We start from the raw sequence: 5,139 nt of genomic DNA on the forward strand, positions 1-5,139 counted from the left end.
TTCCTTTTTTAATGGTCCAAGCTTCACCTTCAGCAGTATATAGAGTAGTGCCGATCGTAGCTACTGGTACCTTCTGGCCTGCGGCAACATTTTTTGCGCCGCAAACTATTTGTACAGGTGCATCTAAGCCTATATCTACCATAGTAACATTAAGCTTGTCTGCATTGGTGTGTTTTTCACAACTTAATACGTGACCAACAACAATACCTTTTAATCCGCCTTTCACAGATTCAAATTTTTCCACTCCTTCTACTTCTAGACCTAAATCGGTTAAAAGTTCTCCGGTTTTCTGTGATTCCCAATCTATTTGTATGAACTGTTTAAGCCAGTTATATGATATTTTCATTCAAAAAATTTATAGGTTGCAAAGATAAAACAATGCCCGTATACATTCAATAAGCTATGAAGTGTTTATTTTAATTTTTAATTGTGCTTTTTTAATTGTTTATTAGGAGTTAAATTAAATAAGAACTATGAGATTTAGTATTGCAATACTATCCGTTTTAATGTTATTAGTTGGTTGTAAGGAGAATAGACCTAAGGTGAATTTATCTGAAGGTATTTGGCTTGTAGAGCTAGATATCATGGACAACCAAATATTACCTTTTAATCTTAAGGTAGTTAAAAATGATGATGGTGATTATGCAATGCAAATTTTTAATGCAGAAGAAGTTATAGATGTCGATGAAATTGAAATTAAGGGAGATTCGGTAATTATGCAAACACCTGTTTTTGAAGGTTACTTGGCAGGTACTTTTACTGAAAATTCTATTCAAGGTCAGTTTGTCAAGGAAAGTTTAGACAGAATTGTACCCTTTAAAGCTGTTTATGGTGCTGAAGATAGGTTTATGGCTAAGAATAAAAGCACAGATAGAAATGTTTCAGGCATTTGGGAAACCTATTTTAGTAAAGATTTAGAGGAAGAGTATGTAGGTAAAGGTATCTTTTTGCAAGACGACAATAAGGTTACTGGTACTTTTAGAACTACAACAGGAGATTATAGATTTTTAGATGGCATTCTTGATGGAGATTCGTTGAAATTATCAGCTTTTGATGGGGCTCATGCTTTTCTGTTTAATGCAAAAATCACCGATTCCACTATGAACGGTGTTTTCTATTCTGGGAACCATTTTAAGGAGCCTTTTGTTGCTACTAGAAATGATGGGTTTGAATTACCTGATCCAGATTCTTTAACTTTTCTAAAAGAAGGATATGATAAATTGGCATTTACTTTTCCTGATGTTGATGGAAACATGATTTCTTTAAATGATGAAAAATATCAAGATAAAGTAGTTGTTGTTCAGATGATGGGTACATGGTGTCCTAATTGCTTGGATGAAACTAAGTTTTTGGTAAACTATTTAAAAGACAACCCTGATATTGAAGTTATAGGACTAGCATTTGAATCTGCCAAAACTGAAGAAATAGCTATAAAGGGTATTGAAAGATTGAGAGATAGGGTGGGAGTGACCTATCCAATTTTATTAGCGCAATACGGGACTTATGATAAGCAAAAAGCTCAAGAAAAATTGCCAATGTTGAATCATGTACTTTCTTATCCTACCACCATTTTTATTGATAAAAAAGGAGATGTTCGAAAAATTCATACGGGTTTCAACGGTCCGGCTACCGGTGAAAAATATGAGGAATTTAAATCAGATTTTAATACGCTGATTACTGAATTGAGTGCTGAGTAGGTTAGATAATCGTAGATTTTCCTAACCCGATATTTTCATCGTTGATATTGAAACTACCATCCAGTTCCATAATATTGTCGGCTATAAAATCGCCCACATAATTAGTACCGTATTTAGAACTTCCTAAAATATCTGGAGTAACGATTTTTTTGGAAAATGACTTTAAAACTGCTGCAACAACTGCATCAGATTCTTCATTCATTTTAAAATGTTGTAAAAGCATGGCCGTACTTAAAATGGAAGCTACAGGGTTTGCAATGTTTTTACCAGCTGCGTCAGGATAAGAACCGTGTATTGGCTCAAACATAGCGTGTTCAAGTCCTACTGATGCTGATGGCAAAAGTCCTATTGAACCTGCAATGACGCTACCTTGATCAGAAAGAATATCTCCGAACATATTGTCGGTTAAAATGACATCAAATTGAGCCGGATTTAAAACCATCTGTACGGCAGCATTGTCTATCAATTGATAGTTAAGCTCTACATCTGGGTAGCTCTCGGATATTTGCGATACAACACGTCTCCATAATCGCGAAGTTTCAAGTACATTGGCTTTGTCTACCAAGGTTACTTTCTTTTTTCTGGAACGTGCAGATTTGAACGCTAAATGTGCAATTCTACTAATTTCAGATTCACTATATGAACATATGTCTGTTGCAATATTTTTTTCCTCGTCAAAAGTTTTTTCGCCGTAGTAAATTCCTCCAGATAATTCTCTGAAAATTACTAAGTCTGTATCTTTTACTTGAGCTTTTGATAAAGGGGATTGCTTAACTAAAGAAGGAAATACTTTAACAGGTCTAATATTTGCAAACAGATCTAATTTTTTACGTAATTTCAATAGTCCTTGTTCTGGCCAAATTTTTGCTTTGGGGTTGTTATCAAATTCGGGCAAACCCAATGCGCCAAATAAAGTAGCATCTGTGCTTTTACATAGTTTTAAAGTTTCTTTAGGTAATGGGCTACCAGTCTGTTTAATGGCGGTAGCTCCAATAAGCCCCTTTTTAAAGGTGAAACTATGACCAAAAGTTTCTTCAACAGAACGTAGGCACTTAATAGATTGTGCAACGACCTCAGGTCCAATTCCATCTCCCTCTAAAACAGCAATATCTAAATGCATAATCAGCTTATACTTTGTAAATCTATATTTGAAGTCTCTATTATTTGATGAATATCATCATCTTTTACTTCTTTTCTAGTATCCGCATATCTTAAGAACTCTTGATATACGTCATCTAGTTGTGTTTTTGTTAATTCATAACCTACAATTTTAGCTCGATAGGCTAAGGCAGCTCTACCACTTCTAGCGGTCAAAACAATTGAAGATTCAGTGACACCTACATCTGCAGGGTCAATAATTTCATATGTTTCTCTATTTTTAATAACACCGTCTTGATGTATTCCAGAGCTATGGGCAAATGCATTGGCACCTACGATAGCTTTATTAGGTTGCACCATCATTCCCATTTTACGAGAAACCATTAAGCTGGTATCATAAAGTAATTTGCTGTTTATGGTAGTGTCTAAATTTAAGTTAGGATGTTGGCGCATAATCATGACTACTTCTTCTAAAGAAGTGTTACCCGCGCGCTCGCCAATACCATTAATGGTACATTCAATTTGTCTTGCTCCGTTAATGACGCCGGCAATTGAGTTTGCCGTAGCTAAACCAAGGTCGTTATGGCAATGACATGAAAGAATAGCTTTGTCTATACCTTTTACATTTTCGCGTAGGTACTTAATTTTGGCACCGTATTCATCAGGTAAGCAATACCCTGTAGTATCTGGTATATTCAGTACTGTGGCACCTGCTTTAATGACCGCTTCGCAAACACGGGCTAAAAATTCGTTGTCTGTTCGCCCGGCATCTTCCGCGTAAAATTCAACATCTTCCACAAAGGTCTTAGCATAACTGACGGCAGATACTGCACGTTCAATGATGGCATCTCTGTTAGAGTTAAATTTATATTTTATATGAGAGTCAGATGTGCCTATACCAGTATGTATTCTCGGTATTTTGGCATACTTAAGAGCTTCGGCCGCAACTTCAATGTCATTTTTGACCGCACGGGTCAATCCACAGACCGTAGCATTTTTAACGAGCTTGGCTATGGCCTCAACAGATTGAAAATCTCCGGGACTAGAAACAGGAAAACCTGCTTCAATGATGTTAACCCCCAGTACATCTAGGCGTTCAGCAATGACCAATTTTTGTTCACGGTCCAATTTACAGCCCGGTACTTGCTCTCCGTCCCTTAAAGTAGTGTCAAATATTTGAACGATATTTTTACTCATATTATTTACGTAGTTTTACTCGTCAAACGAATATATAACCTAAAACATAATGCTTATAAAGTTTGTAAACATGTTTACAATGTTAAGTCAGTTTTTTAGGTGTATAAAACATTGAATTTCAATTATTTAAACTCATTTTTTTACGATGACAAATGCGCATAAAGATGCTTTGTTCGTTTTAGTTAAATCACTTTCTAAATCTGAGAAGCGTCAATTTAAGCTTTATGTGGGCAGATTAGGTGTGAATACCGACGCCAAATTTTTGGCGCTGTTCAATTTATTGGATAAAATTAAACAATATGATGAGAAAACAATACTGGAAAGCGGTATTGTTAAGAAAGCGCAACTTTCTAATTTAAAAGCACACTTATACAAGCAAATTTTGGTCAGCCTTAGGTTAAATCCTGTTAATCAAAATATAAGGGTTCAAATACGAGAGCAGTTAGATTTTGCTACTATTTTGTATCAAAAAGGACTTTACAAACAAAGTTTAAAAATTTTGGATAAGGTAAAGGGTATTGCTATAGAGAATGAAGAGAAGAATATAGCATATGAAATTGTTGAGTTAGAAAAAATAATTGAAACTCAATATATTACGAGAAGTATACCAGACCGTGCAAATGAACTGGCTATACAGGCAAAAGAATTATCTGGACATAATGTAATGACCAGTAAACTGTCAAATTTATCATTACAGCTTTATGGTATGATGTTGAAAGTTGGTTATGTACGTAGTGATGAAGATTACCAAAAAGTAAAAACGTATTTTAATGACCATCTACCATTATACAACATAGAAGACTTAGGTTTTAGGGAAAAACTTTGGTTGTATAAAGCTCATTTATGGTATAGTTTTTTGACCCAAGATTTCTTATCATGTTTTAAATATGCCAGTAAATGGGTAGATCTGTTCTATGATCATAAAGACATGATTTATCTAAACCCGGTGTTCTTCTTGAAAGGGAATCATTATTTGTTGGAATCTCTTTTTTATGTACAGTATAGTTCTCAGTTTAAAGAGGTGCTAGAGCGTTTAGAAAATACTATTAAAGAAAAAGATTTTCCTGATAACGACAATATTAACTCATTGGTATTTATGTATTTAAATGCCAATAAGCTAAACCTTCATTTTCTTGAAGGTACCTTT

Annotated in this window: 3 protein-coding genes and 2 pseudogenes; 2 read left to right on the forward strand and 3 right to left on the reverse strand. The window is 34.7% G+C overall.

Translation table 11 applies throughout. The features are described from left to right. Positions 1-346 (reverse strand): annotated as a pseudogene (locus ABJI11_RS16275) (phenylalanine--tRNA ligase subunit beta); the annotation flags it as partial. 127 nt (positions 347-473) lie between these two features. On the opposite strand from ABJI11_RS16275, the gene ABJI11_RS16280 reads away from it, so the two are divergent. Continuing rightward, positions 474-1,697: a TlpA disulfide reductase family protein gene (locus tag ABJI11_RS16280; RefSeq protein ID WP_348354560.1), complete on the forward strand. Its 1,224-nt coding sequence runs from the start codon at positions 474-476 to the stop codon at positions 1,695-1,697. Position 1,698: 1 nt separating this feature from the next. On the opposite strand, the gene leuB is transcribed toward ABJI11_RS16280, so the two are convergent. Then, positions 1,699-2,817 carry a 3-isopropylmalate dehydrogenase gene (leuB, locus tag ABJI11_RS16285; protein ID WP_348354563.1) on the reverse strand — a complete coding sequence of 373 codons (1,119 nt, stop codon included), beginning with the start codon at positions 2,815-2,817 and terminating at the stop codon, positions 1,699-1,701. Positions 2,818-2,819: 2 nt separating this feature from the next. Then, on the reverse strand, positions 2,820-3,992 hold the full coding sequence (locus ABJI11_RS16290; RefSeq protein ID WP_348354566.1) for a 2-isopropylmalate synthase: 1,173 nt from the start codon (positions 3,990-3,992) through the stop codon (positions 2,820-2,822). 145 nt (positions 3,993-4,137) lie between these two features. On the opposite strand from ABJI11_RS16290, the pseudogene ABJI11_RS16295 reads away from it, so the two are divergent. Continuing rightward, positions 4,138-5,139: pseudogene (locus tag ABJI11_RS16295) on the forward strand (hypothetical protein); the annotation flags it as partial.

The organism is Maribacter sp., assembly GCF_039968975.1.
Classification (GTDB): Bacteria; Bacteroidota; Bacteroidia; order Flavobacteriales; family Flavobacteriaceae; genus Maribacter.